At 70.9% G+C, this 15,189-nt stretch carries 13 protein-coding genes; 9 read left to right on the top strand and 4 right to left on the bottom strand.

Annotation, left to right across the window (positions count from 1 at the left end):
• Nucleotides 1-295: 295 nt before the first annotated feature.
• Entirely contained in the window at nucleotides 296-1,963 is a 1,668-nt protein-coding gene (locus GUY59_RS42040; protein WP_138208629.1) for an acyl-CoA dehydrogenase family protein, read from the bottom strand.
• A 30-nt stretch (nucleotides 1,964-1,993) separates the two neighbouring features.
• Between GUY59_RS42040 and GUY59_RS42045 the strand changes: the two genes are divergently transcribed.
• Nucleotides 1,994-2,725, top strand: coding sequence for a PaaX family transcriptional regulator C-terminal domain-containing protein (locus GUY59_RS42045; protein ID WP_171055646.1), 732 nt, complete (start codon nucleotides 1,994-1,996; stop codon nucleotides 2,723-2,725).
• A gap of 160 nt (nucleotides 2,726-2,885) precedes the next feature.
• Nucleotides 2,886-3,902 (top strand): hypothetical protein, encoded by a 1,017-nt coding sequence (locus GUY59_RS42050; protein ID WP_138208628.1) that lies wholly within the window; start codon nucleotides 2,886-2,888, stop codon nucleotides 3,900-3,902.
• A 31-nt stretch (nucleotides 3,903-3,933) separates the two neighbouring features.
• On the opposite strand, the gene GUY59_RS42055 is transcribed toward GUY59_RS42050, so the two are convergent.
• The 3 genes from GUY59_RS42055 to GUY59_RS50320 form a co-directional block, all read right to left on the bottom strand.
• On the bottom strand, nucleotides 3,934-4,917 hold the full coding sequence (locus GUY59_RS42055) for a hypothetical protein (RefSeq protein WP_138208627.1): 984 nt from the start codon (nucleotides 4,915-4,917) through the stop codon (nucleotides 3,934-3,936).
• A gap of 107 nt (nucleotides 4,918-5,024) precedes the next feature.
• Nucleotides 5,025-6,422, bottom strand: a complete 1,398-nt coding sequence (locus GUY59_RS42060; protein WP_161714990.1) for a glutamate--cysteine ligase — start codon at nucleotides 6,420-6,422, stop codon at nucleotides 5,025-5,027.
• Nucleotides 6,423-6,457: 35 nt separating this feature from the next.
• The gene (locus GUY59_RS50320; protein ID WP_269129069.1) at nucleotides 6,458-6,580 is read right to left on the bottom strand and encodes a hypothetical protein; all 123 of its coding nucleotides are present in this window, start codon (nucleotides 6,578-6,580) and stop codon (nucleotides 6,458-6,460) included.
• Between the two features lie 67 nt (nucleotides 6,581-6,647).
• On the opposite strand from GUY59_RS50320, the gene GUY59_RS42065 reads away from it, so the two are divergent.
• The 7 genes from GUY59_RS42065 to GUY59_RS42095 form a co-directional block, all read left to right on the top strand.
• Nucleotides 6,648-7,694, top strand: coding sequence for a zinc-dependent alcohol dehydrogenase family protein (locus tag GUY59_RS42065; RefSeq protein ID WP_138208133.1), 1,047 nt, complete (start codon nucleotides 6,648-6,650; stop codon nucleotides 7,692-7,694).
• 37 nt (nucleotides 7,695-7,731) lie between these two features.
• Nucleotides 7,732-8,700 carry an aldo/keto reductase gene (locus tag GUY59_RS42070; protein ID WP_138208134.1) on the top strand — a complete coding sequence of 323 codons (969 nt, stop codon included), beginning with the start codon at nucleotides 7,732-7,734 and terminating at the stop codon, nucleotides 8,698-8,700.
• Between the two features lie 38 nt (nucleotides 8,701-8,738).
• The gene (polX, locus tag GUY59_RS42075) at nucleotides 8,739-10,418 is read left to right on the top strand and encodes a DNA polymerase/3'-5' exonuclease PolX (RefSeq protein ID WP_138208135.1); all 1,680 of its coding nucleotides are present in this window, start codon (nucleotides 8,739-8,741) and stop codon (nucleotides 10,416-10,418) included.
• A 219-nt stretch (nucleotides 10,419-10,637) separates the two neighbouring features.
• Nucleotides 10,638-11,771, top strand: a complete 1,134-nt coding sequence (locus GUY59_RS42080) for a serine hydrolase domain-containing protein (RefSeq protein WP_138208136.1) — start codon at nucleotides 10,638-10,640, stop codon at nucleotides 11,769-11,771.
• Between the two features lie 208 nt (nucleotides 11,772-11,979).
• Nucleotides 11,980-13,026, top strand: coding sequence for a sulfite oxidase (locus GUY59_RS42085; protein WP_138208137.1), 1,047 nt, complete (start codon nucleotides 11,980-11,982; stop codon nucleotides 13,024-13,026).
• Nucleotides 13,027-13,370: 344 nt separating this feature from the next.
• Nucleotides 13,371-13,919, top strand: coding sequence for a TetR/AcrR family transcriptional regulator (locus GUY59_RS42090; RefSeq protein WP_236668039.1), 549 nt, complete (start codon nucleotides 13,371-13,373; stop codon nucleotides 13,917-13,919).
• Nucleotides 13,916-15,189 (top strand): MFS transporter (locus tag GUY59_RS42095; RefSeq protein ID WP_161714991.1); only part of this gene is annotated, 1,274 nt, incomplete at its 3' end. The genes GUY59_RS42090 and GUY59_RS42095, both read left to right, overlap by 4 nt.

Below are 15,189 nucleotides of genomic sequence, written 5' to 3' on the forward strand. Positions count from 1 at the left end.
TCGACGTCCTGATCCGCTGGCCCCACACCGGCCCCGACGGCGAACGGCTGACGCAGCGCGAAGCCATGGAGCTCAAGGTCTGGCGAGCCGGCAAGGACGACCCCCTGCCCGAGGGTCTCGCCCAGCTCGACCGCCACCTCGACGGCTCACCCTCACCACCGGCGTCCTGGTCGTCTTCGACCGGCGCCCCGAAGCCCCACCATGGAAGGACCGCGGCGGTTTCGAGGAAGCGACCACCCCGTCCGGCCGCCGCATCACCATACTGCGCGCGTGACGAAGGCCGGTGGCGGGAGGGTCAACCGGTGAACGCCCCCGCCAACAGGTCGTCGAACCGCTGCGGGTTCCCGGCGGGGCGGTCGAGCCCGCGCAGGGGACCATGGTCCACGAGGTGGGCCTCGGCGTACAGGCGGGCCACGAGCGCCTTGCGGCCGTCGTCGAGCCCCCAGCGGGCCTGGTCCTCCAGCAGCGCGGCGGCGTAGACGTCGGCCATGAACTGCGCCAGCGGGTAGAGCCGCTCCTCCGCCGCGTCCCGGTCCAGTGCGTGCCACGTCTCGATGGCCTTGGCCAGGTCGTCGATGCGGCCGCCGACCAGGCCGGAGGTGGCCAGGGAGCGCAGCCGGTCGAGGAAGGGCAGGTGCGCCTGTTCCTTGAGCATGGCCCGCCGTACGTCCAGGCAGAGAATGTTGTCGCCCCCCTCCCAGATCGGGTTGACCTGCGCGTCGCGCAGCAGTCTGGCGACCGGCCACTGCTCGATGTAGCCGTTGCCGCCGTGCACCTCGATCGCGTCGCCGGCGGCGGTGACGCCCAAGCGGGCGGCGCGCAGCTTGACCAGGGCGGGGGCGAGACGGAGCCGGGGGCTGACGTGCGCGTCGAACACCATCGCCTGCGCCGCCTCGACCTCGACGATCAGCTCGGTCAGCTTGCGGCGCATCAGCGGCTGCTCGATGAGCGGCCGCCCGAACGCCTCACGCGCCCTGGCGTAGCAGATGGACTCGACCAGCGCCCGCCTGGCCACGCCGAGGCCCATCATGGCCACCCCGAGCCTGGAGGCGTTGGTGAGCTTCATCATGGTGCCGATCCCCGAGCCGGCGCCCGGCTCGGATCCGGCCAGCAGGAACGCCTCCGCCTCGGTGAGCTCGACCTCGGCCGAGGCGACGGACCTGGTGCCGAGCTTGTCCTTGAGCCGCCGGATGCGCACGCCGTTGCGCGTGCCGTCGCGCCGCTCCCACAACACCAGGAAGGGCGCCACGTCGCCCTCGGGCAGCCGGGCGAGCACGACGAACGCGGATCCGTTGGCGTTGGAGGCGAACCACTTGAGCCCGGACAGACTCCACGCGTCGCCGGTGGGGACGGCGGCGGCTTCGAGAGCGGCCAGGTCGGAGCCGCCCGTGCGTTCGGTGAACATCTGAGCGGCCTCGCCGGAGTAGAACCCGTTGGCGAAGATCTCCCGCACTTTTTCGCGTACGTCCTCGGGCGCGTACTTCTCGGCCAGAGAGACCACCATGTCGCCACCCGTGCCGAGCGCGCAGCCCATCCCGATGTCGGCCTGGTCGAGCAGGTACGTCCACGCCGCGGCGAGCGCGGACGGATCGGCCCCGTGCGCCCGCGCCTCCTCGGCGAACGACGGCGCGGTGAAGTTGTCCTCCACGAGCGCCTGCCTGGCGGTCAGGAACGACGGGGGCATGATGACCTGGCTGACGTCCCTTCCCCACTTGTCGTACTTCTCCAGCCGCGGCGGGTTGCGGTCGGTCTCCTCCGCGCATTCGGCGACGAGCCCGCCCATCAGCGCTCCGAGCCGGCCGAGGTGCGGCTCCGCCCAGACGTAGCCGTCGCCCAGGTGGCGCCGCATGAGCAGGCGGAGCGTGGGGTCGCAGGCCCACCAGTTGCGCCCGGCGGCGCCCTGGTAGCGCTCGGTGGCGTAGCGGTCGCTGCCGTCGAACGGCTCGGTGAGATAGCGCCTCATACCCGGAGTGTTACATATACTCGACACGCGATGGAAGAGCGTAACACTCTGAGCGCCAGGTCGGCCGTGCTGAGCGCGCTGCTGGGCAGCCACCCGCCCCGCCTGCCGGCCCGCCACCTGGTGCGCATCGGCGCGCTGTTCGGCATCGCCGAGGGCACGGTGCGAGTGGCGCTGTCGCGCATGGTCGCGGCCGGCGACCTCGTACAGGAGGACGGCTTCTACACGCTGTCGCAGCGGCTGGTCGAGCGCCAGGCCAGGCAGGACGAGAGCCGCGACCCGCACACCAGGCCGTGGGACGGCACGTGGGAGGTGGCCGTCGTCACCGCCGAGCGGCGCGCTCCCGCCGACCGGGCGGCCCTCCGGCACACGATGACCGCGCTGCGCCTGGCCGAGCTGCGCGAAGGCACCTGGCTACGGCCGGCCAACCTGGTGCGCGGCGCGTGGCCGGAGATCGTCACGGCGCAGTGCACGCTGATCGACGGCCGGCCGCACGACGACCCCACTCCCCTGCTGTGGGACCTGGACGGCTGGGCGGCCGAGGCTCGCCGGCTGGAGCGCGCGCTGGACCACGCCTTCGACCACGCGGACGGCCTGGCCGAGGGGTTCGTCGTGTCGGCCGCGGTGCTGCGCCACCTGATGGCCGACCCGCTGCTGCCGGACGAGCTTCTGCCGCCCGGCTGGCCGGGCGCGGAACTGCGGGTCCGCTACGACGCCTTCGACCGCCGTTACCGCGAGGTGCTGACCCGGCACCTCAGCGACTGACCCGCTCGGCCGACACCGAAGCGGTCGCCCTCTGATCTGGGCCCGCGCACTGGGAAACGGCAGAGAACGAGCGACATACCGCGCGCCCGACCTCCAGCTTCCCTTCCCCTGCGGACAGAAGTGGCAGCTGAACACCTGGGCGCACGCCCCCGCACTCGACATGGTGAAGGAGCCTGACCAGCGCGGCACCGAGGGTGCCACCCTGATCGCCCCGGCCGCGGGGAGGGTGAACCACGGCCCGACCTCCAACGGACACCCGCACCTGCACTTCGAGCTCGGCTACGACTCCAACGGCGATGGGTCGGCCTCGTGGGGGTACAAGGGCTCCGAACGGGTCAAACCGATGATCAACGGCGTCACCTACGGCCAGGCCAACGGCCGGGAGTGGAACAACGTCGAGAGCCACAACTGCCCCGAGCCTTCACCCGAGGGCGTCGCATCGATTTACGGCGTCACGCCGGAGGGACGGCTGACCTACACCGCCATCGACGCGGCCACCGGACGCCGCACCCACGGCGCCGTGCACTCCACCGCCGGCCTCGGCTTCACCCCCAAAGCCATGGCCACACTCAACTTCAACACCCTCCTCGTCACCGAAGACAACGACCCAGGAGGCAAGCTCTACCGCGTCGACATCCGCACCAACCGCGACACCCTCACCTTCGACCCACCCGTCTACCTCGCCAGCGGCTACACCCACGACCTCCTCGCCTACGACGGCAAGAACCACCTGTACGGCATCGCCAACGGAACCCTCCGCCGCTACACCATCACCGCCAGCAAACCCACCAAAGCCTCCATCACCGGCAACACCGCTCATCGGCGAAGGCTTCACCCTCAAAACCCTCACCACCACCGCACCCGACTGGCTCCTCGGCACCACCACCCAAGGCGAACTCATCTCCTACCAGATCCGCGGCGCCGGCAACTGGAAACGCCACCAACTACGCGACACCACCTGGCAGGTCTTCGACCACCTCCTGTCCCCCGGCGCAGGCGTCTACTACGGCCACCACCGCGACAACTCCATGCACTGCTACCACGACAGGGACCCCCACGACGGCCGAGACGACGACCTCAGCAAACAGACCACCGTCGACACCAAAGGCTGGAGCCAGACCCTCCTGTCAGCCCAACCCGCCACCGTGACCTGAGAGCGCACGGGCCCGGAGGGTGAGGCCGTCTCCGCCCTCCTGGCCCGCATCCCCTCAGAGATCGACCCCCAAGATCACCCGCTTGTCCGGGTACTCGGTGACGCTCCACAGTTTGCCGTCCTGCACGGTCAGGTCCTCGGGCCCGATCGGGAACGGCCTGGTCTGCGACGTGTCGCCCGCGTGGACGATCAACTTGCCGTTCCTGGTGGAGCCGGCCGACTGGCTGAGGTACCACGTGCCGCCCGACGACAGCGCTCCCTGGATCTTGGGCTGCCCCATCACGAACGCGTCCTGCGGCTCGCCGCCCGCCATGTTCAGGGGCCAGCGCGCGACCCAGCCGCCTGGGTCGTCGCCCCGGAACTCGCCGGTGATCAGCAGCGGCGTGGCGCCGCTGCGGTCGACCGACACGAACGAGAACCGCGGCCCGGCCGTGGCGACCTGCCACAGGTCGGTCTGCGGGATCACGTAGCGGTAGCCGAAGGCGTGCAGCCTGCCGTCGTGCCGCCCCACCCGTTCGGGGTCGCCCAGGTCGTTCTGGGCGGTGCTCAGGTCGAGGAGGTTGCGCAGGTCGAAGACCCGCAGCCCTCTGACGGTGTCGGCGACGTAGAGCAGGTCGCCGTGGCAGGCGATACCGCCCGCGTGGATGTCGATCGGCCCGTACGAGCCGTCGGGCTTGGCCGCGACCAGCAGCGCGTGCCGGTACTTCAGCGTCTGCGGGCTCAGGAAGCTGACCCTGATGCCCCGCTCGCCGGCCTCCGGCCGGAAGTACCAGCTGACGACGAACACCGGCACCCCGAGGGTGCCGGAATCCTCCCCACCGGTCAGGCCCTGGGGATACCAGTCGGCGGTGCGCTGGTCGCCGGTGTCGAAGGCATACCACTCGGCCGGCTTCGGCTGCATCGACCCGAGCGCGCCCGCCGCGCCCTTGCGTACGGCTGTCCTGTTCGCCTCGTTCAGCACCGCCTGGACGGAGGCGCCGCCGATCTCTCCCGCCAGTTTGGCCGCCCCTTCGGCCAGGTCTCCGGTCGCTTGCGACAAGGCATAGGGGGCCTTATCGGTAGGAACCATCCCCTTTGCCGCCATATCTCCCTCACTTTCCCGTCCCTTGACTGGGTTTGACGGAACAGAGAGGGCATCGGTTGCGCTTATTCCCACAAATGCACCGGCAATCCCGAAAGTGCCAGCTCGCGGTAGCGGCGCACGAGCCGCTCCCGATCGCCTCCGAAGCGCGCGAGCGTCTCGCGCTGCCACACCGAGCCCGTACGCCGCAGCCGGGTCCGCTGCTCGATGACGCCCAGCGCCCGGTCGGCGTCGTGCGCCGCCACCCCGGCCCCGAGCAGCCCCTCCCGCGCCTCGGGCAGCAGCGCGAGCACCAGCTCGCCCGCCTCGAACTCGGCGTCGCCGCCCGGCCACGACAACTTGGCGTCCAGGCCGTGCATGGCCGCGCGGTAGAAGTTCTGGTACGCCTGCGCGAAGCGGTAGCCGGTCAGGTCGCGCTCGGCCTGCGACAACGTCAAACCCAGGAGGAAGGCCGTGTTCGCGGCCATGTCCGCGCACGAGGGACCCGCGGGCAGCGCGCGCATCTCGATCCGCAGGTGGCCGCTGTCGGCCGGGTCGTAGACGGGCCGGTTCCACTGCCAGATCGTGCCCTGGTGCAGCCGGAGCTCGGGCACCTCGTGCGGGCGGGGATCCTCGGTGAGGTCGGGCACGATCGGCTCGTAGTCGCGTACGTACCGTTCGAACAGCTCGTGCGCGCCCTCGTGCACCCAGTCCGAGCCGAACGTGACCCGCCCGTCCCTGCGCCCGAGCCGCGCCACGTCCCGGTCGTCGGCGGCCTCCTCCATCAGCGCGATGCGGGTCTCCTCCCACAGGTCCCGCCCCAGGAAGAACGGCGAGTTGCCGCAGACGGCCAGCACCGGCCCGATGGCGAGCTGGGCGGCGTTGAACAGCCGGCCGAACCGCTCGGGCGGTGTGCGGATGTGCACCTGCCACGAGGTGTTGGCCGCCTCGAGGATCACGTCCTCCACCGACAGCTCCAGGTCCTCGATCTTGACGAGGAACGGTTCGAGCCGCAGCCGGCGAAAGCCCCTGCTCATGGCGCGGTAGCGGTTCTGGTCGCTCATCGCGCCCACCGTGAAGTCGTCGGCGCTGAGCGTGGGCAGGATGCCGATGGGCAGGGCGCCGCCGCCCTCGACGGCGCCGTCCACCTTGCCGATGGTCTCCTGGACCTCGGCGCTCAACGTCTCGAACGGCGTGCCCGCCAGTGGCGTGGGGGTGAGGTTCACCTCGAGGTTGAAGCGGCCGAGCTCCAGCACGACCCGCTCGTCGCCGAGCGCCTCCCGCACCTCGCTGTTGCGCGGCAGGGGCCTGCCCTGCTCGTCGATGAGGAACAGTTCGAGCTCCGCCCCGATCGTGGCGGGGCCCTGCCCGAAGCCGGGGGTGGCGAGCAACTCGCGGAGCACGCCCACCTGCTCCTGGAGACGTTCACCGAAGCTGACGTACTCCGCTTCGGTGAAGCGTTCCTTGTCCAGATCTCGTCCCATCTCCCCTAACTGTCCCCGTCCTCATGGTTGACACCTCACCCGGGCAGGACACCGTCGTCCCGCTGGTAGGAGCCCGTATGCCCGCCGGCGCCGAGCGTCGCGAGCCGTACGGCGATCACCGCTCCTCCGCGCCGGCGGTGCGGTGGCCGCTGCTCCATGTGAGGCCGGTGGCGCAGGAGCCCCGGGCCTTGCGCGAGCTGCGGGAGTTCACCCTAAGCTCATGAGATGAGAGCGGTTGCCTTTGACATCTTCGGTGGCGAGCTCGACGTCCGCGAGCTGCCCGACCCGTCGCCCGCCCCGCACGGGGCGGTGATCAAAGTCGAGGCGACGGGGTTGTGCCGCTCCGACTGGCACGCCTGGCAGGGCCATGACCCCGACATCACGGCCCTTCCCCACGTGCCGGGACACGAGCTGGCGGGCGTGGTGGAGGCGGTCGGCTCCGACGTGCGCGGCTGGCGGCCGGGCGCGCGGGTGACCCTCCCGTTCGTGTGCGCGTGCGGGTCCTGCGCGACCTGCGTCACCGGCGACCAGCAGGTGTGCGAGCGGCAGACGCAGCCGGGCTTCACCCATTGGGGTTCGTACGCCGAGTTCGTGGCCGTCCACCACGCCGACGTCAACCTCGTCGCGGTGCCCGAGGACATGGCGTACGTCACCGCCGCGGGGCTGGGCTGCCGCTTCGCCACCGCCTTCAGGGCCGTGGCGCAGGTCGGCGAGGTGCGTCCCGGCGAGTGGGTGGCGGTGCACGGATGCGGCGGCGTGGGGTTGTCGGCCGTGATGATCGCGACGGCGGCCGGGGCGCGCGTGGTGGCCGTGGACATCAGCACCGACGCGCTGCACCTGGCCGAGCAGGCGGGCGCGACGCACTTCGTCAACGGCTCGGCCGGCGACGCGGCGGCCCAGGTCAGGGAGCTGACGAGGGGCGGCGCCCACCTGTCCGTCGACGCGCTGGGCAGCCCCCGGACGTGCGTCGCCTCGGTCGAGAGCCTGCGCAGGCGGGGCAGGCACGTACAGGTGGGGCTGTTGCCTGGCGCGCCGACGCCCGTGCCGATGGACCGCGTGATCGGCCACGAGCTACGGCTGCTCGGCAGTCACGGCATGGCCGCGCACGCCTACCCGCCGATGCTGGAGCTGATCAGGGCCGGCGTCCTCCATCCCGACCAGCTGATCACGCGCACGATCGGGCTGGGCGACGCCGGCAAGGCGCTGGCCTCGATCGGCTCGGTGCCGGGCGTCACGATGATCGTTCCCCGGGCGCCGCACGGCGGGTCCTGAGCGCCCGTTCCCCGAACCCGGGTCATAGGGTTACTTCATGGACTACGCACGACTTGGCAACACGGGCTTGAAGGTGTCGCGGATCTGCCTCGGCATGATGAGCTACGGCGATCCGGCCCGCCAGGAGTGGGCGCTGCCGCTGTCGGAGGCCGAACCGGTGATCCGCAGGGCCGCCGAGGCGGGGGTCGATTTCTTCGACACCGCCGACGTCTACAGCAAGGGCGAGAGCGAGGTCGTGACCGGCGACGCGCTGCGCGCCATCTTCCCGCGGCGCGAGGACTACGTGCTGGCCACCAAGGTTTTCTTCCCCATGGGCAAGGGCGCCAACGACCGCGGCCTGTCGCGCAAGCACATCCACGCCGCCATCGACGCCTCGCTCTCCCGCCTCGGCACCGACTACGTCGACCTCTACCAGATCCACCGGTGGGACGACGAGACACCCATCGAGGAGACCATGGAGGCGCTGCACGACGTGGTCAAGGCGGGCAAGGCGCGCTACATCGGCGCCTCGTCCATGTGGGCCTGGCAGTTCGCCAAGGCGCAGCACGTGGCCGAGGCGCACGGCTGGACGAAGTTCGTCTCGATGCAGCCGCACTACAACCTCCTCTACCGCGAGGAGGAGCGCGAGATGTTGCCGCTCTGCGCCGACCAGGGCGTGGGGGTCATCCCGTGGAGCCCGCTGGCGCGCGGCGTGCTCGCCAGGGCGGGTTCCGACGCCACGACCACCAGGACGGGATCCGACGCGCGCATCGACTACCTGTACGACCCCGAGAACGACAAGCTCGTCATCGACCGGGTGGCGCAGGTGGCGCGCGACCGCGGCCTGCCGCCCGCCCAGGTGGCCCTGGCGTGGTTGCTGCACCAGCCTGCCGTGACCGCGCCGATCGTGGGCGCCACGAAGGACCGGCACGTCGACGACGCGGTGGCCGCGGTGTCGGTGACGTTGTCGGCCGACGAGCTGGACTTTCTCGCGGCCCCGTACCGGCCGCGTGAGGTGCGCTTCTGACGGGCGAGTTTGTCGGCCCGGGATCCTAAGGTGGTCCCATGCGGGCGAATGAGGAGGCAGCGGCGGCGCTGCAGGAATACGCGGAGCTGTTCGCGCTCTGCGGCGGCGACGCCTTCCGGGTGCGGAGCTACCAGAAGGCGGCCAAGGCGATCGCGGGGTTCCCCGAGGACATCTCGGTCGCCGACGTGCGCGCCGTCCCGGGCGTGGGCGAGGCGATCGCCAGGAAGATGGAGGAGTTCCTGCGGCGCGGGAGCTTCCGGCAGCTCGACGAGCTGCGCGGCCGGGTGCCCGAGGGCGTGCGCCGGCTGACCCGGGTGCCGACGCTGGGGCCGAAGACGGCCATCATGTTGTTCGAGGACTTCGGCATCGACTCCCCCGGGGCGCTGAGCGAGTCGATCACCGCCGGCCGCCTCGACGGCGTCAAGGGGCTCGGCCCCAAGACGCTGGCCAACCTCCTCAAGGGTGTCGAGCAGCTGGAGCAGTCGGGCCGCCGGGTGCACATCGGCGTCGCCATGTCGCTGGCCGAGCAGGTGACGGCCTCGCTGGAGGCCGAGCGCATCGCCTACGCGGGCTCGTTGCGGCGGATGAAGGACACGATCGGCGACATCGACATCCTCGCCGTCGCGCCCGAGTCCATCATGGCCGTCTTCCGCGCCCAGCCCTACGTCGCCGAGGTGATCGCGGCGGGCGACAAGAAGACCTCGGTCCGCACGACGTCCGGGGTCCAGGTCGACCTGCGCGTGGTGCCCGCCGGATCGTGGGGCGCGGCGATGCAGTACTTCACCGGCTCCAAGGAGCACAACGTCGCCATCAGGGAGATGGCGGTGAAGAAGGGCTGGAAGCTGTCCGAATACGGGCTGTTCGACGGCGACCGGGTGATCGCCGCCGCGTCCGAGGAGGAGATCTACGACGCGCTCGGCATGCAGTTCGTGCCACCGCCGCTGCGGGAGGACGGCGGTGAGGTCAAGGCGGCGCTGCGTGGCGAGTTGCCCGTCCTGGTCGAGCTGGCCGACCTCAAGGGCGACCTGCACACCCACACCGACCTGACCGACGGCATCGCCTCGCTGGAGGACATGGTGGCGGCCGGCCGCGCCCGCGGCTACTCCTACTACGCGGTCACCGACCACGCTCCCGACCTGGTGATGCAGCGGATGACCCTGGACAAGGCGCTCAAGCAGCGCGGCGAGCTGGCCGAGCTGCAGCAGAGACATCCCGGCATGCGGCTGTTGCACGGCACCGAGCTCAACATCGCGCCCGACGGGTCGGTCGACTGGCCGGCGGAGGTCCTGCGCGAGTTCGACGTGTGCGTCGCCTCGGTGCACTCCCACTTCGGGATGCCGCGCGACGAGATGACGCGCCGCTTCATCGCCGCCTGCGAGAATCCGTACGTCGACATCATCGGCCACCCCACGACCAGGAAGATCGGCAAGCGCCCGCCCGTCGACGCCGACTGGGACACCGTCTTCCGCGCGGCCGCCCGCACGGGCACCGCCATGGAGATCGACTCCTACCCCGACAGGTCCGACCTGCCGGCCGACCTGGTGCGGCTGGCCAGGCACCACGGGGTCAAGTTCTCCATCGCCAGCGACTCGCACGCGATCCCCCACCTCGCCCACCAGCGGTTCGGGGTGGGGATCGCGCAGCGGGCCTGGCTGACCACCGACGACGTCATCAACACCTGGCCCCTCGACCGCCTCCTGGCCTTCCTGGGCCGCTGACTGCTCGTCGAGGGGTCAGGCCGGGTTCTCGTCGTCATCGGCTCCTCCAGGCCGGTGAACCGCGCCGATACCGCGAACCCGTCATGGTCGTTCATCGCCTCCTGCCGAAACGGCGAGGAAACGCCCGCTCCCTTACAAAGAGGGTTTCGAACGGTCGCCGCAGCCCCTCAAGGTCCCTGCCGGTCGTTCCGGGACATCCCCTCGGAGGAAGGATCATCGATGATTCGCGCTCTATCGGTCCGCGTGGCCGGGCTGGCCTGCGCCGTGCTTACGCTGGGCGTCGCCTCGGCGCCCGCCACCGCCGCCGCGTCAGGGCCGAGGCCCAAGCTGGGGGACGTTCAACAGGCGATGCGGTCCCTTGCCGGGACCACCGGCGTCGTCGGGGCCATCGGGGAGGTGTACGTCGACGGGAAGCGCCTCGGCAAGGGCTCGGCCGGCTCGCGTTTGATCGACGGCAAGGGAGGCCGGATCCCCAGCGACTCCCGCTACCGGATCGGGTCGCAGACGAAGCGGCTGACGGCGGTCGTGGTGCTCCAGCTGGTCAAGGAGGGCAAAATAGACCTGGAGGACAAGCTGGCCGACCTCTTGCCGGAGGTCGCCGAACAGGACGCCGTGGCACGGGCCGGCGAGATCACCGTACGCCAGCTGCTCCGGCACACCTCGGGCATCCCCAACTGGTTCGACGCCAAGCTGGTCGATCTCTACGACTTCACGACCTACTACCCGCCGCTCGACCTGGTGAAGATGTCACGCGATCAGCCTCGCACCGGAGAGCCGGGAGCGAAGTATCACTACTCCAACACCAACTACACGCTCCTCGGTTTGATCATCGAGAAGGTGGCGGGCCGATCGCTGGCCGCCGAGTTCGCCCGCCGGCTGTTCGGACCGCTCGGAATGAGCCGTTCGTATCTGCCGGCCAGGCCGCCCCAGGGCATCAAGGGCCCGCACGGGCACGGGTACCACACCGACCCCCAGGGCAGGCTGCGCGACATGCACCGGCTCAACGCGAGCTACGGGAACGCCGCCGGAGGGGTGATCTCCACCGCGCGCGACATCACCAGGTTCCACCGCGCCTTCGTCCAGGGCAAGCTGCTGCCTCCTGCCCTGCAACGCGTGATCACCGACCCACAGGAGGGGCAGCCCACCCAGCCTCCCAGCGAACGCCTGTGCGGCGGCGACCCGGCGTTCGAGGTGCCGTCGGGCGGCACGGCGGGCTTCATCGCCACCACCTTCACGTCCTCGGACGGCCGGCTCCAGTTCGCCGTGTCCACCACGACGAGCGTCGGTTCACCGCTCACGATCAGCCAGGCCATCAACAAGGCGGCCGAGACAGTGCTCTGCCCGGACAAGTGACCGGGCGATGAAAGAACGCCCGGGGCGCGGGAATCGTGCTCCGGGCCGCACGTCTTCGACATGCGCTCTCGCAGATGGGGGCAGGAATGACGCCTGGGACATACCTGTGGAACGTTCCCTGACCGGTCGGACACGGATTGCGACAAGGAGGCCTGCCACGATTAAATGCTTTCCAGGTAGGAAATACCTAGTGCTGGAGGTGACGTCCATGAAGCAGGCCACGGCGGCGATCGTGAAGCCGCTGCCCGACCACCTGTTCCGGGTGCGCGGCGAGAGCGCCGAGATGAAATGGCAAGCCATGTCCGGGGTGGGCTACCACACCCCCAACGACCGGTTCTTCGTGCGCAACCACACCTCCACGCCGCTCATCGACGCGACGACCTGGCGGCTGCGGGTCCACGGCGCGGGGGTCCGATGGCCGCGCGAGTTCGGCTACGACGAGGTGCGGGCCATGCCGTCGCGGACGTTCGACGTGGCGATCGAGTGCGCGGGCAACGGCCGGCGGTTCTACGGCACGCAGCAGGACGACGCCGCTCCGGGCACCCAGTGGGGGCTGGGCGCGATCGGGGTGGCGCGCTGGCGGGGCGTGCTGCTGAAAGACCTGCTCGGAGAGGCGGGCGTGCGCCCCGAGGCGGTGGACGTGCTGCCCACCGGCCTCGACGCCCCGTTCGAGGACTACGGGCACGTACGCCGCCCGCTGCCGATCGGCAAGGCCATGGACGACGCCCTCGTCGCCTACGAGATGAACGGCGTGCCGCTTCCCGCCGACCACGGCTTCCCCGCGCGGCTGGTGGTGCCGGGATGGGTGGGCGTGGCCTCCATCAAGTGGCTGGGCGACATCGAGGTCGCGACGAGCGAGCTCCGGACACCGTGGAACACGGTCTTCTATCCCGAGGTCACGACCAACCCGGCCAAGAGCGCTTTCGAGCTCGCCTGGAACGCCCGCCTCCCCGTCGGCGGGCAGCACATCCTGCACGGGCGCTCGTGGTCGGGGCGGGGGCGGATCGCCCGGGTCGAGGTCAGCCTCGACGGCGGGGCGAGCTGGCGCGAGGCCGAGCACCACGGCCGGCACCTGGTCAGCGCCTGGCTGCCGTGGCACATAGCGTGGGCGCCCCGGCGCACGGGGCCTCACGTGCTCATGGCGCGAGCCACCGACGCGAGCGGCGTCGCCCAGCCCCTGGCCACGCCGCGCCACCCCTTCGGCTACCACTTCGACGCCGTGGTCCGCCATCCCGTCGATGTGGTCACCGGCTGACGCGTCAGTACAGCAAGCGGAAAACGTTATGTCCTAACGCCCGGGCAACACATACAGGGGAATTCCAGACAAGCGCCGGATATGTGCGATACCTGGGGATACGCCCACCGTCTGTCGGGGTGAGCGGGTCGGCGGCGGTCCTCGCGAAAAAGCCTTTGGGGAACCCCCTCAGGCTGAGCGCCGCACTGCGTGCCTGCGGCCCGCCGGACTCGCCGTAGACCTCGTACAACACCCTTGAGGGGTGCGCCTTCACGCGCCACAACCTTGAGGCAGTGATGTAGCGTATGAGACATGAATGTCTCATACGCTGGTGGTGCCTGATGGCGATGAGCCGTGGACAGATCATGAGTGCGGCGATGCAGCACCTCAACGAGAATCCGCTCGCCTCCATGGCCCAGCTCGCCGAGGCGGCGGGGATCAGCAGGGCCACGCTGCACCGGCAGTTCAGCAGCCGCGAGGAGCTGATGCTCGCCCTCGGCCATCGTGCGCACGAGCAGTGGGAGCAGGTCCAGGAGAGCAGCGGCATGCTCGGCGCGACCTCCTCCGGTGACCCCGCGCTGATCGGCAAGGCGCTGGACGCCATGCTGGCCGGGTTGATCGAGGTGGCCGACGCGTACGGGTTCGGCCTGACCGACTACGCCATGCTGGTCGATCCCGAGCTGATGCGCCGTTCCGACGAGCTGGAGGAGCGCGAGGTCGCCTTCTACGCCGCCGCGCAGCGGGCGGGGCTGCTCCGCGCCGACCTGCCCGCACGGTGGATCAGCAGCACCGTGTACGGCCTGCTCGTGACCGTGCGCGAGAGCCTGCGCCGCGGCGACGTCGCGCGCCGGGACGTGCCCCGGCTGCTGCGGTCCACGTTCATGCACGGCGTGGCGCGGCGGGAGGAGTCATGACGGCCGGCGCGGCGCCGGTCTCCGCCACCAGGCGGTGGCTGGGCCTGGCCGTGCTCTCGGCCAGCGTGCTGCTGGTGGTCATGGACATGACGGTGCTGAACGTCGCGCTCCCGGCGATGTCCGCTGACCTGCGGCCGGGCTCGATCGAGCTGCTGTGGATGGTGGACGCGTACGCGCTGGTGCTCTCGGGGCTGCTGGTCACGGTGAGCGCGCTCGGTGACCGGTGGGGGCGCAGGCGCATGTTGCTGGCCGGGTTCGCGGTGTTCGGGCTGGCCTCGCTGGCGGTGCTGGCGGCCGGCAGCCCGCTGCAGGTGATCGCCGTACGGGCGCTGCTCGGGGTGGGCGGCGCGATGATCATGCCGTCGACGTTGTCGATGATCCGCACCACGTTCACCGAGCCGGCGGAGCGTGCCAGGGCGCTCGGCGTCTGGGCGGCGATGGCCGCCGTCGGGGCGGCGCTGGGGCCGATCCTGGCCGGGCTGCTGCTGGAGCACTTCAGCTGGCACTCGGCGTTCCTCGTGAACGTGCCCGTCATGGCGGTCGCGATCGTGGCCGGGCTGTTGCTGCTGCCGGAGTCCAGGAACCCGGCGCCCGGCCGGTGGGACGCGATCGCGACGGTGTTGTCGGTGGCGGGCATGGTGGCGCTGGTGTTCGCGGTGAAGGACTTCGGCAAGTACGGCCTCGGCTCCCCCGCAGCCCTGGCGGCGACCGTGGTGGCGACGGTGACGCTGGGCTGGTTCGTGGCGCGGTGCCTGCGCAGGCCCGACCCGCTGCTGGAGATCAGGTTGTTCCGCAGCGGCCCGTTCTCGGCCGGAGTGGTGACCGCGCTGACCACGTCGATCGCGATGGCGGCGGTGTTGCTGCTGCTGGCGCAGTGGATGCAGCTCGTGCAGGGCTACTCCCCGCTGGAGACGGGCGTGCGCCTGCTGCCCGCCGCGCTGGCCGCGATCGTCGCCTCCCCGCTGGCGCCCGGGGTGGCGGCCCGGGTCGGCGCCCGCGCCGTGCTGGCGGGTGGGCTGGCCATGACAGGGCTGGGGTTCCTGCTGCTGTTCGCCGTTCCCGCGCCGCTGGCCTACTGGCCGGTCGCGGCCGCCCTGGTGCTCATCGGCATCGGGAACGGCGGCCTCGCGACCGCCTCCTCGGTCATCATGTCGGGCACGCCGGCAGCCAAGGCGGGCAGCGCGGCGGCCATCGAGGAGACGAGTTACGAGATCGGCGGGGCGCTCGGCGTGGCCGTCCTGGGCAGCGTCGCGGCAGCGGTCTACCGGAG

Source organism: Nonomuraea sp. K271, from assembly GCF_009908215.1.
Taxonomy (GTDB): domain Bacteria; phylum Actinomycetota; class Actinomycetes; order Streptosporangiales; family Streptosporangiaceae; genus Nonomuraea; species Nonomuraea longispora.

Coding starts and splice junctions, on each gene's coding strand:
- GUY59_RS42040 (WP_138208629.1), bottom strand. CDS start 1,963: ATGAGGCGCTATCTCACCGAGCCGTTCGACGGCAGCGACCGCTACGCC.
- GUY59_RS42045 (WP_171055646.1), top strand. CDS start 1,994: ATGGAAGAGCGTAACACTCTGAGCGCCAGGTCGGCCGTGCTGAGCGCG.
- GUY59_RS42050 (WP_138208628.1), top strand. CDS start 2,886: ATGGTGAAGGAGCCTGACCAGCGCGGCACCGAGGGTGCCACCCTGATC.
- GUY59_RS42060 (WP_161714990.1), bottom strand. CDS start 6,422: ATGGGACGAGATCTGGACAAGGAACGCTTCACCGAAGCGGAGTACGTC.
- GUY59_RS50320 (WP_269129069.1), bottom strand. CDS start 6,580: ATGGAGCAGCGGCCACCGCACCGCCGGCGCGGAGGAGCGGTGATCGCC.
- GUY59_RS42065 (WP_138208133.1), top strand. CDS start 6,648: ATGAGAGCGGTTGCCTTTGACATCTTCGGTGGCGAGCTCGACGTCCGC.
- GUY59_RS42070 (WP_138208134.1), top strand. CDS start 7,732: ATGGACTACGCACGACTTGGCAACACGGGCTTGAAGGTGTCGCGGATC.
- polX (WP_138208135.1), top strand. CDS start 8,739: ATGCGGGCGAATGAGGAGGCAGCGGCGGCGCTGCAGGAATACGCGGAG.
- GUY59_RS42080 (WP_138208136.1), top strand. CDS start 10,638: ATGATTCGCGCTCTATCGGTCCGCGTGGCCGGGCTGGCCTGCGCCGTG.
- GUY59_RS42085 (WP_138208137.1), top strand. CDS start 11,980: ATGAAGCAGGCCACGGCGGCGATCGTGAAGCCGCTGCCCGACCACCTG.
- GUY59_RS42090 (WP_236668039.1), top strand. CDS start 13,371: ATGAGTGCGGCGATGCAGCACCTCAACGAGAATCCGCTCGCCTCCATG.